This window comes from Peribacillus sp. NPDC006672, assembly GCF_050274955.1.
Classification (GTDB): domain Bacteria; phylum Bacillota; class Bacilli; order Bacillales; family DSM-1321; genus Peribacillus.
Window position 1 is genome coordinate 111,130 of record NZ_JBNNOR010000012.1, and the last position, 17,451, is coordinate 128,580.

At 41.6% G+C, this 17,451-nt stretch carries 15 protein-coding genes and 1 riboswitch; of the genes, 10 read left to right on the forward strand and 5 right to left on the reverse strand.

The genetic code is table 11. The annotated features are described in order from the left end of the window. The first annotated feature begins 253 nt into the window (after window positions 1-253). Entirely contained in the window at window positions 254-712 is a 459-nt protein-coding gene (locus ACQKKK_RS19165) for a MarR family winged helix-turn-helix transcriptional regulator (protein ID WP_427618247.1), read from the forward strand. 57 nt (window positions 713-769) lie between these two features. Here the strand turns inward: ACQKKK_RS19165 and ACQKKK_RS19170 are convergent, their stop codons facing one another. The 4 genes from ACQKKK_RS19170 to ACQKKK_RS19185 form a co-directional block, all read right to left on the reverse strand. Continuing rightward, window positions 770-1,861, reverse strand: coding sequence for an FUSC family protein (locus ACQKKK_RS19170; RefSeq protein WP_427618249.1), 1,092 nt, complete (start codon window positions 1,859-1,861; stop codon window positions 770-772). A 346-nt stretch (window positions 1,862-2,207) separates the two neighbouring features. Continuing rightward, complete coding sequence (locus tag ACQKKK_RS19175; RefSeq protein ID WP_427618251.1) at window positions 2,208-6,680, reverse strand: glutamate synthase-related protein; 4,473 nt, start codon at window positions 6,678-6,680, stop codon at window positions 2,208-2,210. A 335-nt stretch (window positions 6,681-7,015) separates the two neighbouring features. After that, window positions 7,016-8,305 (reverse strand): glutamate-1-semialdehyde 2,1-aminomutase, encoded by a 1,290-nt coding sequence (locus tag ACQKKK_RS19180; RefSeq protein WP_427618253.1) that lies wholly within the window; start codon window positions 8,303-8,305, stop codon window positions 7,016-7,018. A 144-nt stretch (window positions 8,306-8,449) separates the two neighbouring features. Continuing rightward, window positions 8,450-8,770 carry a hypothetical protein gene (locus ACQKKK_RS19185; protein ID WP_427618255.1) on the reverse strand — a complete coding sequence of 107 codons (321 nt, stop codon included), beginning with the start codon at window positions 8,768-8,770 and terminating at the stop codon, window positions 8,450-8,452. Window positions 8,771-8,921: 151 nt separating this feature from the next. On the opposite strand from ACQKKK_RS19185, the gene ACQKKK_RS19190 reads away from it, so the two are divergent. From ACQKKK_RS19190 to perR, 8 genes are all read left to right on the forward strand, one after another. Further along, window positions 8,922-9,929, forward strand: coding sequence for an ABC transporter ATP-binding protein (locus ACQKKK_RS19190; protein ID WP_427618257.1), 1,008 nt, complete (start codon window positions 8,922-8,924; stop codon window positions 9,927-9,929). 48 nt (window positions 9,930-9,977) lie between these two features. Then, complete coding sequence (locus tag ACQKKK_RS19195) at window positions 9,978-10,769, forward strand: ABC transporter permease (RefSeq protein WP_125163271.1); 792 nt, start codon at window positions 9,978-9,980, stop codon at window positions 10,767-10,769. Between the two features lie 4 nt (window positions 10,770-10,773). Beyond that, window positions 10,774-11,559, forward strand: a complete 786-nt coding sequence (locus ACQKKK_RS19200; protein ID WP_048678294.1) for an ABC transporter permease — start codon at window positions 10,774-10,776, stop codon at window positions 11,557-11,559. 123 nt (window positions 11,560-11,682) lie between these two features. After that, a riboswitch (cobalamin riboswitch) is annotated at window positions 11,683-11,864 on the reverse strand. A gap of 60 nt (window positions 11,865-11,924) precedes the next feature. Continuing rightward, a complete protein-coding gene (locus ACQKKK_RS19205; RefSeq protein ID WP_427618259.1) occupies window positions 11,925-12,341 on the forward strand; it encodes an ion channel in 417 nt (138 codons plus the stop codon). Window positions 12,342-12,403: 62 nt separating this feature from the next. Further along, window positions 12,404-12,874: a thioredoxin-dependent thiol peroxidase gene (bcp, locus tag ACQKKK_RS19210; protein WP_427618261.1), complete on the forward strand. Its 471-nt coding sequence runs from the start codon at window positions 12,404-12,406 to the stop codon at window positions 12,872-12,874. Window positions 12,875-12,885: 11 nt separating this feature from the next. Next, window positions 12,886-13,995, forward strand: coding sequence for an aminopeptidase (locus ACQKKK_RS19215; RefSeq protein ID WP_427618263.1), 1,110 nt, complete (start codon window positions 12,886-12,888; stop codon window positions 13,993-13,995). Window positions 13,996-14,143: 148 nt separating this feature from the next. Next, on the forward strand, window positions 14,144-15,088 hold the full coding sequence (locus ACQKKK_RS19220; RefSeq protein ID WP_427618265.1) for a D-2-hydroxyacid dehydrogenase: 945 nt from the start codon (window positions 14,144-14,146) through the stop codon (window positions 15,086-15,088). A 156-nt stretch (window positions 15,089-15,244) separates the two neighbouring features. Beyond that, window positions 15,245-15,685 (forward strand): peroxide-responsive transcriptional repressor PerR, encoded by a 441-nt coding sequence (gene perR, locus ACQKKK_RS19225; RefSeq protein WP_427618267.1) that lies wholly within the window; start codon window positions 15,245-15,247, stop codon window positions 15,683-15,685. A 90-nt stretch (window positions 15,686-15,775) separates the two neighbouring features. On the opposite strand, the gene ACQKKK_RS19230 is transcribed toward perR, so the two are convergent. Next, window positions 15,776-16,129, reverse strand: a complete 354-nt coding sequence (locus ACQKKK_RS19230; protein ID WP_427618269.1) for a YgzB family protein — start codon at window positions 16,127-16,129, stop codon at window positions 15,776-15,778. 177 nt (window positions 16,130-16,306) lie between these two features. On the opposite strand from ACQKKK_RS19230, the gene ACQKKK_RS19235 reads away from it, so the two are divergent. After that, on the forward strand, window positions 16,307-17,182 hold the full coding sequence (locus ACQKKK_RS19235) for a nucleotidyltransferase-like protein (protein WP_427618278.1): 876 nt from the start codon (window positions 16,307-16,309) through the stop codon (window positions 17,180-17,182). Window positions 17,183-17,451 lie beyond the last annotated feature (269 nt).

A 17,451-nucleotide genomic window follows, 5' to 3' on the forward strand; every position in this document is an offset into this window, starting at 1 on the left:
CTCCTATATCCAATGTTTATTAATTAATTTTAATAAATATTAATTTTTATAAGTATTAATATTATTAAGTAAAGAGTTTACCAGTTTTATTTATTTTTGTCATGTAATTAATTCGGGAATAGGAATGGGAAATAAATACATAATAATGGTTGAAATTTGAATTTCTTTTAGTTTTAAGGATATATGGAAAGTAAATTTGACAATGGAATGTCATTTAATTAAATTTAAGAGGTAGGATTGTCCTATATAAGGAGTGAGAAGGCTGGATTTTAAATGGGAAGTAACCAATAGTATAGAAATGCAGATTTTCCGGATTAGGAAGAAGCTTAGGGCCATCGTAGCAAAAAATCTTCAGCCTTATGGATTAACGTCGCCTCAGTTTTTCATATTATTGATATTGAAAAAAGAGGGGTCAATTAAGTCGACCCAGCTGGCTGACTTCTTAACGGTAAAGCCAAGTGCGATTACCGTATTTGTAGATAAGTTGGTCGAAATGGATTATGTGAAACGGCAGCCCTCCGAAAAGGATCGCAGGGTCATAAACCTTAAATTGAAAGAGGCAGGGGAAGAAATTTTGGGGAGAGTCCTTGCGGAGCATAACCAATTGATGGGCAAGAACTTCAATTCATTCTCAGAAGATGAGCTGCAGGATCTCTTGCAGAAATTGGATACGATTGAAAAGGCGGCTGATCAAAACCTTTTGGATGATTGAAAAAGAGGCATCCTCTAAATAGAGACGAAAAAAGACGGTTCCTAGGAACCGTCTTTTTTAATCCTCTTCATACTGGACAGATATTTCGTTATCTTCCTTATGGAAGGACTGGAAGCTGACGATCAGCTTTTCAAGATGTTCCAATTGTTCGTCATATTCAATAACTGCAGAAATCAAAGGAACAAGGCGGGCAGATAGGTGGCCCAGATTATCATGCATTTCGTCCACTTGATTCTGCTGTTCGAAAAAGTGGGCGAGCAGCTCTTTACGACTTAAACAATCCTGGTCCCAATCTTCAATCTCCTCGATGGATTTGATTTTTTCGATATGCAGTAATATCAATTGTTCATGCTTTCGGATCAAGGAATCAATCTGTTGTAGGATACTCCGTTGGAAATCTTCAGGCATTTGATATACTTCATTCTCGAATTTATGGACTCTCTTCAAGGTTTCAAACGCTTTTTTTGTTGTAATGATCATCTGCCGATAAACGACAAGCTTTCTTGCTTTGGCTACACTGTTCTTCTTGAAATATTCCCGTTCCTCTTTGTACATGGTATATATATGTTCCAGATCGAGTAACTCGGTCTTTAGTCGGCTGATGTCTTTTTTCAACAAAGTGTGTTCTGTAGCATGTCTTGTGCTGATTCTGATCCATTTTAAGATGTCTTCCGTTACATCTGTAATTCGTGTATAAAGTTTAGCTTCATATTTTGGAGGAATGAAAACCAAATTCACGATAAAGGAAGAAACGATTCCAAGCAAAACTGATGAGAGACGTATAAAGGCAAAATTCAGGAAGTTCCCTTCCTGGTTTTCCATGATGGCAATTGCTGTCACGATGGAAAGGATTATCGTTTTATCCATTTTTAATTTTAGATTGATGGTTATGACAACCATCACGGCAAGACCGATAATAAAAATATCATTTCCGAACAACAAAACGAAGGAGACAGCAACCAACGCTCCAATGATATTTCCTTGAATTTGCTCCAGCACCGTTTGGTATGAACGGTAAATGGTCGGCTGTATTGCAAAAATTGCAGCAATCCCAGAAAGGACAGGAGCAGGAAGGTTAAGCAGTTCCGATAAATAAAGCGCTAAAACAATTGCTATTCCTGTTTTGAGAATGCGGGCACCAAACTTCATATATAGGTTAATCCTTTCTTTGCGTTGTAATTGATTATGGTAAGAAATGGCTCTATTTATATATAGGCTTTTGCTTAAAATTGTATTCTAACTTATTTGTTAGTACTTTACACTAAAATGAGAGGATGTAAACAAAAAGTAATATACAGGATTTTCCTTAAAGTTACAATAGGTAAATTCAAGTTTAATATATAAAGAAAATATAGGCAATTTCTTGATTGTTTTCAACTGTGTTTTTCTCCGTATAAAGATTATCCCATGGTATATGACTAAAAGCTGATGCCCTCGAATTGAAGGGCATCAGCTTTTTTAATGAACGAATATCAATTTTAATATATTTCCGGCATCACTCCGTGGATACAGCGGGATCTGCTTGTTCTTTAACTGGTACGACCTGAAGGAAGTGCTCTCCAGGGTTTTGAAGCAGGGCCTCTAAGGAGGCTGCTTCTTCCGTTTGGTCATGATCTTTCAAGAGGACCGTGTATTTGCCAAGAAGTTCGGCCACGTCCTGCAGGCCTTTAGCAGATAGGGGCTCAATGGAAATCTTTGCCCCTTTTGCAACCCGCTTCTTAATGACCTCCTTGGTTAATCCAGATTCAGGCTGATGCCGTAAATAAACGACGCCGCCAGTCATCCCCGCGCAAATCCATGGACCCGGGTCACCTAGAACCAACCCTCTTCCATTTGTCATGTATTCAAAAGCGAATCCTTTAATATTGGAAGTTACCGCAATATTACCGGTTTCCTTTTCAGGAAGTGGTTGTTTCAATAATCCTCCAATGATCATATCAGCTCCGGATAGCCGGATTCCCGCCCTGGCATCGGCATCACCTTGGGCAATGAGGAGACCATGCTGTGCACCGTATCCAAAGCCCTTACCGACAGAGCCATTGTAGAATTTCCCATCTTTTCCGGGAGATTTAAAGATGGCAATATTACCGCCAATCGATGTTTTGCCAATTCCATCCTGGGCGCCGCCATTCACGCTGATTGAAATTCCCTCCGTATTGTATGCCCCAAGTCCATTACCTGGGATAGAACCATCCTGGTAGGATAGGTGAACGGGAGGAAGTTTTTTGTATGATCCGTCAAGTCTTCCCCTGACGCGGTGACAGGACACCCTGCTGCCGAGTACGCGCTGTTCGGAAGTGATCGAGCTATAGTTGCGAGATTGCTGCAGATCATCAACATGAGAATCCAGATATTCAGCGCCAACGGCAACCTGCAGGGAGCCTTCATTCAAATATGCCGCCGTTTCTTTATGTGAGAATGGTGTTATATCCAGGTTTTTCAATAAATAGGTTAAATCCAGTGATTGTTGACCCTTAACTTGCTGAAGCAAATCAGAACGTCCGACGATATCCTGAAGATTCTTCACCCCAAGGGATCCGGTCAGCGCTTTGAGTTCTTTGGCAAATGCACTGAACATATTCGTTAAACCTTGAACGGCTAAATCAAATTTTCGTGGAACAAAACGCCTCAGCCCATGTTCTTTAGCTTGTGCTTCCGATTCGATTTGGGTGGCGATGCCCACATGGCAGGTATCAAGGTGACATCCGCGGCACGTTGTACAGCCGACGGCAATCATCGAAAGGGTCCCAAACCCTACGCGGTTTGCCCCAAGCAGCATTAATTTCAAAACATCCATCGAGCTTTTTAACCCGCCATCAGCCCAAATTTCAACGGTCTGACGAATGCCTGACTCAAGCAGTGCGTTATGGGCAGCTTTCACACCAATCTCAACAGGTAGACCGACATGTGCGAGTGCATGAATCCTGGCAGCGCCTGTTCCGCCATCAAAACCAGAAAGCGTAATGATATCGGCCCCTGCTTTTGCGACGCCGACCGCAATCGTACCAATGTTTGGAACGACCGGTACTTTGACGGCAACTTTTGCTTTGTCGTTTGCCGTTTTTAGCTCATGGATCATTTGGGCCAAATCTTCAATTGAGTATATATCATGGTTATTGGAAGGGGAGATCAAGTCGGAACCGATTGTTGCATTCCGGGCTTCTGCGATTTTCGCTGTGACCTTGGACCCGGGAAGGTGACCTCCTTCACCAGGTTTTGCCCCTTGCCCAATTTTAATTTCCAATAGATTTGAAGAGTTCAAGAGTTCTGCATTGACACCGAAACGGCCGGAAGCGATTTGCTGTCCGCGGGATTTCGGGTACTTGCCCAGCATATCCTTGATTTCCCCGCCTTCACCATTCATGCTGATCATGCCTAACCGCTCGGCAGCTTCTGCATATGCCCGGAAAGCAATCTCATTTTGTGAACCAAAGGACATGGAGGCTATGACGAACGGCAATTCCTGTTCTCCGACAGAAAGGCTGACTTCTTCAGAAGGTATGGAAGCATCTGAAGGTTTTAATGATGTCAAATGGCGGATCGCCGTAGGATTGGACTCTTCCTGTTCGGTTATCTTTTCGCGATATGCGTCATAGTCCCCAGTAGAAGCAACTTCCCCGATCGACTTCCAAATCCTTGGGAATAAGTGGAAGGTTTTTCCCATCCGTTCTTTTTCATTGCCGTAATCTTCCGCACGCTGGAAGGCGTCGGCCTTGATTTTATCAAAATTGTAGTCCAGATCATTGGAACCGAAGAAGTTAGCCACATTTAAATATTTCGCGATTTCCTCATGTAAACCGATGCTTGAGAAAAGTCTTCCATAGCCTCGCAATTCATGAATGCCGATGGTTGAGATAACTTTCTCAAGACCTTTCGTCAAGGAGTTATAAAGATTGGTAACCCCCTTAATATCATCTGAAGATAAGGAAAGGAACATATAATAAGGGCTGATTAAGTTGGCCCCAAGACCATAAGAAACGATGATATCATGCAGTGACCTTAGCGATGCGGAACGTAAAAGGATGGAACAATCCCGGCGCTTGCCTGTGCGGACCAATGCTTGATCGACGGAAGAAGTGACAAGGTGTGGATCAAGCCAAAAGTTGCCGTTTTGATGTGCAAGGGCATCATCCAATACGAGCAGCGTTTTTCCTTCATCCACTGCATTGACACTTTCTTCGGTAATCCTTGTCAAAGCATCCGTGATGCTTTCATCCTCTTTGAACGTGCTTGAAATGCAATGCACAAGTTTTTGATCTTGGTAATATTTAATGAACTGATCATAGCTTGGCTGCGATATGATAGATGAGCACTCATAACCCGTTAATCCTTCAATCAATAAGGGAGTCAGCAGCTCCGTAACCTTTCCGGCCTTATTCGCTTCGAATAGGGAAGGCCGTTTTCCGATGATGGTTCGTGTTGAGAAGTGCTCGGTTTCCCGGTCCCGGTCAATCGCTGGGTTTGTTACAACGGCCACGCTTTCCTTAATGAAATCCGCAATGTTGGTCCGTTGGGGATTAAGTGCTGCCAGTGGCGCATCGTGACCAAGTGAACGGATGGGTTCGGCACCTTTTTCGGCCATCTGTTCCACTAATTGAACATGTTCCCTTTCCCATCCAAAGGCTTTATACTGTCCATTATGAATGGCTTGCGCGTTTGTCATGGAGACAACCTTTTCAAAGACTTGCGGCTGCAGGCGAACCCGGTCGTTGGAAAGAACAAAACGATTATTGAAGAGTTCAAATACTTTATCCTGGTAATCCTTGTATGTGTACAGTTCAATACTGTCGCCGTTCCATTTCAAACCTACTTTTTCCCCAGGGCCCATCGGTTTCGGATCTCCGGTATATTCACTGGAAGGGATGATTCCTGGTTCGGAAGTGAACATATAGGATGATTCCGTTTCAATATTCCATAATGGGCGCAGGCCTAAAGAATCGACAGAGAACACGGCTTCATCGCCGAAACGGGAGATGATTCCGGCTGGACCTTGTGCAAAATGTCCCCATGCCTCCCGTAAATACGTATATAAGTCTTGTAAGTGCTCGGGGTATTCCTTGATTTCATTAATGATTGGGGGGAACATAAGGTCGACAGCTTCAAATAAAGAGTAGCCATGACGGCAGATGAAAGTTTCGATCGTCTTGTTTAAATCCTGTGAGTCGCTTCCGTCTTTAGCGATTGGAACACCGATCATTTTCGCTTCATCACGCAATTTGGCAATCGTATTGATTTCGCCATTATGACCAAGTACACTGAAAGGCTGAACCCGGAAGAAGCTTGAAAGTGTATTGGTTGAAAAACGATTATGACCCAGTGTCATGGTGGAGGAAGCTAAAGGGTCCGCAAGATCAAGATAATAGGAAGGAAGCGTATCCCCTGCACCCATAACTTTGTAGACCGCATGATGCTGGCTTAAAGATGCAACATGGATAAAATCACTTTTTTCGATGTCGGAAGTCAGCTCAAAAAGAACATTTGAAAGCTCCTGCTTGTTTTCGATGGCGGAGGAACAGGCAAATTGCCAAAACACTGGGTCTTCTTGAATGGCAATCGGTCCCAATGCCTCAGAACGGTAAGCTTTATCCGTTTCGAATATCAATGAGAGACCATGTTGAAGCAGTTTCTCCTTGACTTCGATTTTTAAGTCGTTTGCTTCAGTTTTTTTGCTTAAAAATAAGTGACCGACTATGAAGGAATCTTTATCGACGATGCTTGAATCGATATTTACCGCTTCAAGCTTCTTTTTCCAAAGAGCCCGGGGAATATCGATATGGATGCCGGCGCCATCGCCCTCACCATTGATGAAGCCGCAGCGATGGTTCATTTTAACCAGGGCGTCGATACAGGCAAAGATGTTTTCGTTAGTAGGGATCTTCTTTTTTTCGATACAGGAAACGATTCCGCAAGCATCATGTTCTTCCTTGTAAAATTCTTTGAATGTAGCAGGTGTCCATTTTTGGGTCATATGTTGGCTTGAATAAGGTTACCCTTATTTCGGCCTTTCACCTCCTGTAGCATTTGTTTAATGGGGAATATTAGTAAACCCGAACAATCGTCCAAGTTTTGATAGATTGAAAGAAAATGTATAAATGTATATAAATGTATCCATATCATATCATTTAAATATTCAGAAATCAATTTTTTATACAATGGATTGGATGCTGTGATTGATGGCATTTTTGTGAAGAATGGCTAAAAAGGCTAATTTTAAAGATTTATTACCCAGGAATAAGAAACCCCCAAGATTGATGTGCATCCTGGGGGTGTATAAAAAATGTATAATTATGCTATTTTGATTTATTATATTAGGTTTTTGAATGCATGTTCAACCGCTTTTAGAGTATAAGCGATATCATCATCCGTGTGAGCTATTGTCAAGAACCAGGCTTCGTATTTTGAAGGTGCCAAATTGATGCCCTGGTTGAGCATAAGTTTGAAAAACTTAGCAAACATTTCGCCATCAGTGTTTTCCGCCTGCTCATAGTTTTCAATTGTTTCTGTCGTGAAATAGATCGTCAATGCCCCTTTAAGGCGGTTGATGGTGATTGGGACATTATATTGGCGAGCTGCTTTCAGGATACCTTCTTCAAGAATTTTTCCCAGCCGGTCAAGCTCGTCGTACAGACCCTCTTCTTTAAGTACTTCCAAGCAAGCTATCCCGGAAAGCATGGAAGCTGGATTTCCTGCCATCGTACCTGCTTGATAGGCTGGTCCTAGGGGTGCTACAGTTTCCATGATCTCTTTTTTACCGCCATAGGCACCAATCGGAAGTCCGCCGCCGATTATTTTTCCAAGCGCGGTCAAATCGGGTTGAATTCCTAAGAAGTCCTGTGCCCCTCCGTACATGAAGCGGAACGCTGTGATGACCTCGTCGAAAATGACCAGTGCTCCTGCTTCGTGTGATAATGAAATGACTTCTTCCAAGAAGCCAGGGATCGGTTCCACGATTCCAAAGTTGCCGACGATCGGTTCAACCAGCACACCTGCAATTTCATGTCCCCATTTATTCAGTGCTTCCTTAAATGGCCCGATATCATTGAAAGGTACCGTGATGACTTCTTGTGCGATGCTTTTTGGAACGCCCGCAGAGTCCGGTGTTCCTAGAGTGGACGGACCGGAACCTGCAGCGACGAGAACAAGGTCGGAGTGTCCATGGTAACAGCCTGCAAACTTGATGATCTTATCGCGCCCTGTGTAAGCACGGGCCACACGGATGGTGGACATGACAGACTCAGTGCCTGAATTGGTGAAGCGAACTTTATCCATGGATGGTATTGCCTCTTTCAACATTTTGGCAAATTTGACTTCATGTTTTGTCGGTGTACCGTATAAAACGCCCGTTTCAGCTGCTTTAACGATCGCCTCCGTAATATGTGGATGTGCATGCCCAGTGATGATCGGGCCATATGCAGCTAAATAATCGATATATTTATTGCCATCAACATCCCAGAAATAAGCCCCTTTGGCATGATCCATGGCAACTGGTGAACCGCCGCCTACAGCTTTGTAAGAACGGGATGGGCTGTTAACCCCACCAACGATATGTTCCAGTGCCTCTTTATGCAGAAGCTTCGAATTACTAAAATCCAATCTTAAAACCCCCTAAAAATATAAAGCTATTTCCCCTTAATCATAGCACTTTTCCGCCCGTAAATCTGGGATTGAAGGCTAGGAAATGTGATCCGGCCACCGATGGAATGCTGCAGCCTTAGAAACAGCAGGATTCCTGGGCCGTCATTTTGTTTGGGAAATAGGGCCGGGCCCCAAAACTCCGGTTATGAAAGTCAGGATGTCCAAGATAGTGGCAGGGTTTTCGATGTTGAAGGATTGGCGGTTCATTTCGCCCTGTGATTGGTAATAGATAAGATAGCCGGTTCCTTTTTCTTCATTAATACGAATGTGGAAACTTATGGGGGTGCTTTCAATCGATCCGCTGGAATCCCTTTGGATGACCTGGCATAATAATTCACCGTATTCATCTTCATAAAGAAAATCATATCGAAGGTCGATAACGACCTTTTCTATTTGGGATAGTAATAATTTTTTAATATTCATAGCATACTTGTCTCCTTTATATATGTATCTCGTACAACGCCTGGATTCGCCCTGGAAATGGTACATGGCATCCAGGCATTTTTATTGTCTAAAAAGGTAAGGTTGGATAAACTAATTCATTAGGACAAGAGATTACGGAGGATGTAACAGGATGAGTGATGCAATTCAAGTGAAACAGCTTCGGAAGGAATTTAAGTCGGCATCAAGCCGTTCGGGGTTAAAGGGAGCCTTCCGGGATTTACTTACAAGAAATTATAAAATCGTCCCTGCCGTCAATGATATCAATTTTACTGTAAAAAAGGGTGAGATGGTAGCTTATATCGGGGAAAATGGTGCAGGGAAATCGACCACGATCAAAATGCTGACAGGTATTTTGGAACCGACAGCAGGAGAAATCACGGTCAATGGCATGAATCCTCATAAGGAAAGGGAAAAGTTCACACAAACAATCGGAGTCGTATTTGGTCAGCGCTCACAGCTTTGGTGGGATATTGCGGTTCAAGAATCCTTTAGGCTGTTAAAAAAGGTCTATAAAGTAACGGATGAACAATATAACGATCATATGGAACATGTCATCAAGACGCTCGATATCGGTCCTTTGCTCGACAAACCAGTGCGTAAACTCTCCCTTGGTCAGCGAATGCGCTGCGAGCTTGCGGCAGCATTGATCCACAATCCGCCTTTGCTGTTCCTGGATGAGCCGACAATAGGCCTTGACGTACTCGTGAAGATGAAGATTCGCGAGTTCCTGAAAGAAATCAATGAGAAATATAATACGACAATCCTTTTGACTACCCATGATTTAGGAGACATTGAGGCATTGTGTGAACGCGTAATCATGCTTGATGAAGGACAGATCATTTATGATGGGGAATTACAGAGTTTGAAAGATAACTGGGCTGAGGAAAAACAAATCCATTTTCAATTCATCGAGCCGATCGAATTGAAGGAACTGGAATCCTTACCGCTGCCATTTACCGCAAACTGGGTTTATGATGACAAAAATCAAACTTACATTGCCTTGTTGAAAGAAGAAAGTGATCATATTTCACAGCTTGTTTCAGCTGTCGTATCTCATTTTAAAATAAAGGATATCAAAATCCATGAAACGTCCATTGAAGAGATTGTTCGCAATATTTACGAAGAAGGCACTGTCTGACTCTCTTATAATTAAGAAACAACGTGTCTATCAAGAAGGGGGAGGGCAATGGGGAAGTATCTTGCAATGATCCGCATGCGTTTTTTGATGATGCTTGCGTATCGAACGGATTATTATACCGGCATTTTAATTTATAGCATTAATATCGGTGCTTATTATTTCTTATGGAATGCAATATATGGAGAAAAAAGTTCTATCGAAGGACTTTCAAGTATACAGATGACAACATATGTCGCGGTTGCATGGATGGCGCGTGCCTTTTATTTCAATAATATTGACCGTGAAATCGCCACTGAGATCAAGGACGGCAAGGTCGCCATTGAAATGATCCGGCCTTATAACTATTTAGGCATGAAAACGATGCAAGGGCTTGGGGAAGGGATATTCCGATTCTTCTTCTTCTCGATTCCCGGAATGCTGCTGGTAGCTTTCATTTTTCCTATCGAATTGCCGCACGAACCGGCTACATGGGGGATATTTGGCATTTCTTTGCTGTTCAGCTTCATCATCAATACACAAATTAACTTATTGACGGGAATCACTACCTTTTTCTTATATAACAATGCCGGGTTGATCCGGGCTAAAAGGGTTATCATTGATTTATTTTCCGGTCTGCTGCTGCCCATCAGTTTCTACCCGATATGGGCGCAGGAAGTGATGAAGTATTTGCCATTTCAAGGGATCAGCTATGTGCCAAGCATGATTTTTACGAACGGGTATAGTTCAGGCGAAATTGGCATGGCGCTTTTACAGCAGTTAATTTGGTGCATCATTCTCATAATACCGATTCAGCTTTTATGGATAGTCGCAAAAAAACAGCTGATTATTCAAGGAGGTTGACGGGATGTTTTATGTATCGATGTTTTTTCAATATGTGAGTCAGTATATGAAAACAAGATTGCAGTATAGAGCCGATTTCTTCATGGAAATCCTATCTGACCTGCTAAATCAGGTCGTGAATCTGGTATTTATCTTAGTCGTTTTTGGACATACCCAATTTTTAAGTGGCTGGAGCCGTGAAGAAATCATATTCATTTATGGATTCTTCCTTATCCCATTCGCCCTTTTTTCTGCCTTTTTCAACATCTGGGATTTTAATGACCGCTATATCGTCAAAGGTGAAATGGATAGGATATTAACAAGACCGATACATAGCCTGTTTCAAGTCATTTTAGAAAGAATCGAGCTAGAAGCGTTATTTGGTGTTGTGACCGGTTTGATCATTATATTCTATTCGGGGATTTCATTGGATCTGCAGCTTGCGTGGTATGACCCGATTCTTTTCATCATTTTTGCAATAGGCGGGGCACTTGCTTATGCAGCCATTTTCGTTGCGATAGCAAGCATTGGGTTCTGGTCGGATGCGAAAACATCCATCATGCCAATGATGTACAATATTGGGAACTACGGGCGCTATCCTGTTGATATTTATAATAAAGTCATTCGTTTTGTCCTTACATGGGTATTGCCATTCGCGTTTGTTGGTGTTTATCCTGCATCTTATTTCCTTAGAAAAGAAGAGTGGTATGCATATGCATTTGCCACACCTGTAATTGGGGTTGCCTTTTTCGTGATATCCGTTTTCATATGGAATCAGGGAGTGAAGAGGTACCGCGGGGCAGGAAACTAAAAGAGACCCCTTCAACAGTATCCCTGTTGAAGGATTTTTTTGTTTATTTGCGTTTATTCCTTCTTTCGATATATCTTGCTTGTGCTAAGATCCCTAAAACCTTCCTATTCCATGTATGTTAAAGCGGTGTTGGAGAAATAGGCAGGTCTCCTGACTTACGGAATATCATTAGCAGCGAGCCTTCCCAATCCGTGGATCAGTGGCATATTGGATGATGCTAACATTCCCATTACAGTGGCAGGACCGTGCCGGACACCGGGCTTCCCTTTAATCATAAGGATAAAGTCTGTCCCAAAGAAAGAATATATTGTTTGGACAGGGAGTATGTATAAAGGAATTGGCGTTTTGAAATGGGGCGTGAAGGGATGACTTTCTACATCTTGATTGCAGGAATCATTTTTTGCATGGTGATGAGCATTCGGACGTTATTTCTTGTTGAGTCGGGAGGAAAGAAGTTTTCTCTGGAGGATATGCTATGGCTTGGCAATTTATATGCGACGATATTGGTTGGATTTGCACTGATTTATTTATTATACGAGCTTCAGAATCATTCGGTGATTCTTGATATGGGCAATCGATTGGATGGCACTTTCTATGAACAGCTGAAGACTTCTTTTTATTTTAGTGCAATGACGATGTTTTCTGTAGGGTATGGGGATATATCCCCGATAGGTGTGGGCAGGATGATTGCGACAATCCAGGCATTCATCGGCTATACGCTCCCGGCCGCGTTTGTAATTCGAACGGTGATTGATTTAGATCAGGAAAGAAGGAATAAATGAAAGTTGTGTTTCTTTCAATTATTGGGTACGCTTACCATAATGAAAGAAATGGAGGGGTTAATATGACTGTAAAAATTGGAGAAAAAGCACCTGATTTTCAACTTCCGGCAAACAATGGTGAAATGGTTTCCCTATCGGATTTTAAAGGGAAATACATTGTTTTATATTTTTATCCGAAAGACATGACGCCAGGATGCACGACGGAGGCCTGTGATTTCCGGGACCGCAATGAGCAATTTGAGGAATTGGACGCTGTCATAATTGGTATCAGCCCGGATCCAGCGGCACGACATGAAAAATTCATCGAAAAACATGGATTGCCTTTTCTGTTGCTAGCTGACGAAAATCATGAAGCTGCTGAATCATTTGATGTATGGCAATTAAAAAAGAACTTCGGTAAGGAATATATGGGTATAGAACGTTCAACATTCCTGATTGATAAGGCAGGTAAGATAGTCAAAGAATGGCGTAAGGTAAAAGTAAAAGGCCACGTCGAAGAAGCTCTTGAAACTCTTCGCGACCTCAAAAAATAAGGGACAGGCAGATGAAGGATGAGCGAATAACGAAGCTTGCTGCAAGGCTGATTCATCATTCGATACAATTAAAGCCAAAAGAGAGAATCCTTATTCGGGGTCATATCAACACAAAACCATTATTGAAAGAGCTGATTGATGAAACATACAGAGTGGGTGCTTATCCATATGTAGAACTCGAAGACGATGAGATAAGCCGGCATCTGTTACAAGGGAATGTGAAGGAACAACTTGACACATCATCGCAATGGGCTTTGAAGAAGTATACGGATATCGATGCGGTCATCATCATCACCGGTGAAGAAAACAATGTTGAAATGACTGATGTTCCCCTCGAAAGGCATCGTCTTCAAGGGGAGGCTATGAATTCTCCCACTCTTTTCTATGTAAACAACCGACGTTGGGTATTGCTTAATTACCCCACCAACGCATCAGCGCAAAAAGCCGGCATGACTTTCGACAGGTACCAAGACTTCCTTTTGAACGTATGCACAATGGATTATGGGAAAATGGAGGCGGCATTGAAACCGTTAAAACTGTTGATGGAACGGACAGACAAAGTCAGGATCGTTTCACCAGGGACAGATTTGACCTTTTCCATTAAAGGTATGCCGGCTATCATATGTGCCGGAAAAAAGAATTTACCGGATGGGGAAGTATTTACTGCACCTATAAAAGAGAGCGTCAACGGAAGGATATCCTTCAACACACCCACAACCTATGAAGGAATCACCTTTAGTGACATAAAATTAAACTTGAAAAAGGGAAAGATCAGTAAAGCCATTTCCAATCAATCTTCTAAAATGAATCGAATTCTGGATATTGATGAAGGGTCCCGTTTTATCGGGGAGTTCGCAATTGGAATCAATCCATACATATTGGAACCTATGGACGATATTTTGTTTGATGAGAAAATAAGCGGGAGTCTGCACTTGGCTCTTGGACTTGCCTATGAAGAAGCTGATAATGGAAACCGTTCATCCATACATTGGGATATGGTCTTGATCCAGCGTCCTGAATATGGCGGTGGTGACATCTACTTTGACGATGTGCTGATCAGAAGGGATGGTGTTTTCATATTGCCGGAATTATATGCATTAAACCCAAATTCATTAAAATAAAGCCTTTTTTAATAAGGGTAAGGCTTTTGTCCAACTCAAAAAGGGGACACCTGAATATGCTTTATTAAGGGAATACCTCCTCAGAGAAAGTTGCGCGGGACATACAGAGCCCGTGTTTTTTTATGTTAATTATAAGGGAGAGACAAACATGTTAATACTTTCAACGATCATTCCTAATGAAGGAATCCAAACGAAGATGAAGGATGCTTTTCCTGAATTGAATTTCATTTATCAAGAAGAATGGAAGGATGAGCGACTTAGTGAAGCGGAAATCTTAATTACATACGGTGAGGACTTAACTGAAAAAACCATTGGGAAAGCTGCGAACTTGAAATGGATAATGGTCATGAGTGCAGGAATGGAATTAATGCCTTTTAAAGCCATTGAGGAACGCGGCATTTTGGTGACGAACGCAAGAGGCATTCATAAAATTCCAATGGCCGAGTATACGATAGGAATGCTTTTGCAATATGAAAAGAAATTGAAACTGCTTATGAAGAATGAACGGGAAGAAATGTGGGATAGAAAGATCGAAGTAGGGGAATTGAATAGCAAAACGATGCTCGTTCTTGGTGCCGGTGCAATAGGAGGAGAAGTGGCTCGTCTTGGGAAAGCCTTTGGGATGACGACGCTGGGGGTGAACCGGAGCGGGAAGCCGGTGGAGTCCATCGATCGCCTTTATACCCTGGATAATTTACTGGAAGCCATACCGGGAGCTGATTACATCGTATCCGTCCTGCCTAGTACGGATGAAACGAAGAAACTTCTGCAAAAAGAACACTTTAAAGCAATGAAAGAATCTGCCGTATTTGTGAATATTGGCCGCGGCGATCTTATTGACGAGGAAGTGTTGACCGAAGCCCTGGAAGCCGGCGAATTGGCTCATGCCATCTTGGATGTATTTGATCCGGAACCTTTAGAAAAAGAGCATCATTTTTGGAGGATGGAGAATGTTACGGTCACGCCGCATCTTTCAAGTAAAAGCGGAGAATATCTACCAAGGACCTTTGCGATATTCGAAAAAAATATGCGTGAATACCTGAAAGCTGGAAAAGATTTCATCAACGTAATCGACTTATCGAGGGGATACTAAACACCATACGAAAATGTGAAAGATTCAAAGCGTTGATGAATAAACTTAAAAAGGATGGTAAAACCATTGAATTATTGACAAATTCAACGTATAAAAGGTACACTATTTATAAATATTATAATTTAAGAATTCATACTTAATTAGAAAAAGGGGTGGATGACGGTGTCTGAAGTTCAGTTAAAAGAAGCGTTGGATTCCCTAAAAGATACCGGTGTAAGAATAACTCCTCAACGCCATGCGATACTAGAGTATTTGATTAGCTCCATGTCCCACCCTACCGCTGATGATATATATAAAGCGCTGGAAGGCAAGTTTCCGAATATGAGCGTGGCGACAGTTTATAACAACCTCCGTGTTTTTCGTGAGGTAGGTTTGGTAAAGGAACTTACGTATGGTGATTCTTCTGCAAGGTTTGATTTCGTGACGACGAATCATTATCATGTAATCTGCCAAACCTGCGGGAAAATTGTGGATTTCGATTATCCTGCATTGGATGAAGTCGAGCATTTCGCAGCACAAGTCACCGGTTTCAATGTTAGTCACCATCGGATGGAAATCTACGGCGACTGCACGGATTGTGCGAAAAAAACGCATTAAAAAAAGTTCCTCCATTTGGTTGGAACTTTTTTTCATGGTTATGAAGAAATGATACAAAATTGTCTTCATGTTGGAATTTAGCTAGCTGGCCTAGTCATGCAGGCTTTTACGATTATATTTTTCGTTGAATTCTTCGCCTTCCAACTTTTTGTCAAGGGTCAAGGGTTCTTCGCAATGCATGCAAATATCTACACGCCCTAATATTTTTGTGGGTTTGCCGCAGTTAGGACAGACAACCTGGATCGTTTTTGTAGAAAGCATTCCAATCCAAAAATAAACTCCGGTGCTTGCGATTATGAATAAAAGGCCAAGCCCCATGAAAATTGTCATGATAACAGGATGTGTTTTTAAGAAAAGCCCAATATACATTACGATAAAGCCGATGAAAATCAAACTCAAGGCAAATGTACGTATTTTATTGATTTTGCTAGAATGTTTAGCCATGGATTGTCCCTCCTAAAATATAACTTTAACTATAACATAAACTAAGGATGGAACAAAAAAGAAATAAAGGATACATATTACTTTTGAATTGAAATGGTTTTTAGGATAATGGACTTAAGCAGGAATATGAAGAGTTTTGTCGAAAGTTTTAAAAAAAAGGTTTTGGAGGAATTTATGATGGAAGATATCCTTCGCCCGATTTATCAAGAGCGAGCAAGTTTAAAATCTACACTTGGAATCTTGTTAATAGAAAAAAGAGATGATAATAGCCCGAATACCGATACATTTGACTACATCCTTTTTGTGATTGCAGACGAAGCCCAAGAGGCCGTGTTTTTAAAACATTACACTTACCAGGATAAAAAAGCGGCCTTGCATATCGTTAAGGAAGACCAGTTAAAAGAATGGCTCCTATTAGGGACGAACCGCAAAGTGGTTGACTGGATTTATAACGGGAAGGTCCTTTTTGACCGGAATGAATATTTGGCCCATTTGAAAACCGAAATCCGGGAGTTCCCCTTCTATGGAAGGAAGTTAAAGATGGGGATGGAGTTCGCGAAGTTAATTCGTAGGTACATGGATGGGAAAAGCTTCTTTGAAAAAGGCCATTATCTTGAGGCATACAACCATATCGTACATTCTCTGCATCACTTGGCCCGTTTGGAAATAATAGAACAAGGCTTTTATCCAGAGGTTACGTTATGGAATCAAGTGAAGCATATGGAGCCTGAAATCTATAAGTTGTATAAGGAATTGATCAGCAGTGAGGAAACTCTCGAAAAAAGATTGGAACTTCTATTCCTGGCGAGTGAATTTCTTATTTATTCGAGGACGAATGCAGGTTCACAGCATTTAGTTGAAATAATGGGGACGAAAGAAGATCCCTGGACGATTGCGGAGCTTATGGTGCATCCGGAAGTTAAATTTTATTCAGTCGATTTAGGTGTTCTATTGGAATATTTGATAGAGAAGAAGGTAATCGATGTCATCAAATTGGAGACCAAAGGACAAGAGGTTTATCATCGGTTTTATCGAGTTTCAAAAAACTTTTAAAAAAATGTATTATTATTGTTGACCAATAATAATATAGGTGTTATATTAATACATGTCGCTGCGGGACATCAGCTTTCGCAGCTTCATCAAAACAAAAAAATAAAAAAACATGTTGACAACACAGTTGATAACATGATAAGATGTAAAAGTCGCTTACGAAGTAAACGGCAACGAAAATTGCTCTTTGAAAACTGAACAAAACAAAGCGCCAACGTTAAATTTTAAGTGAGCACACACTATTAAAAAAGCAAAATGAGCAAGTCAAACAT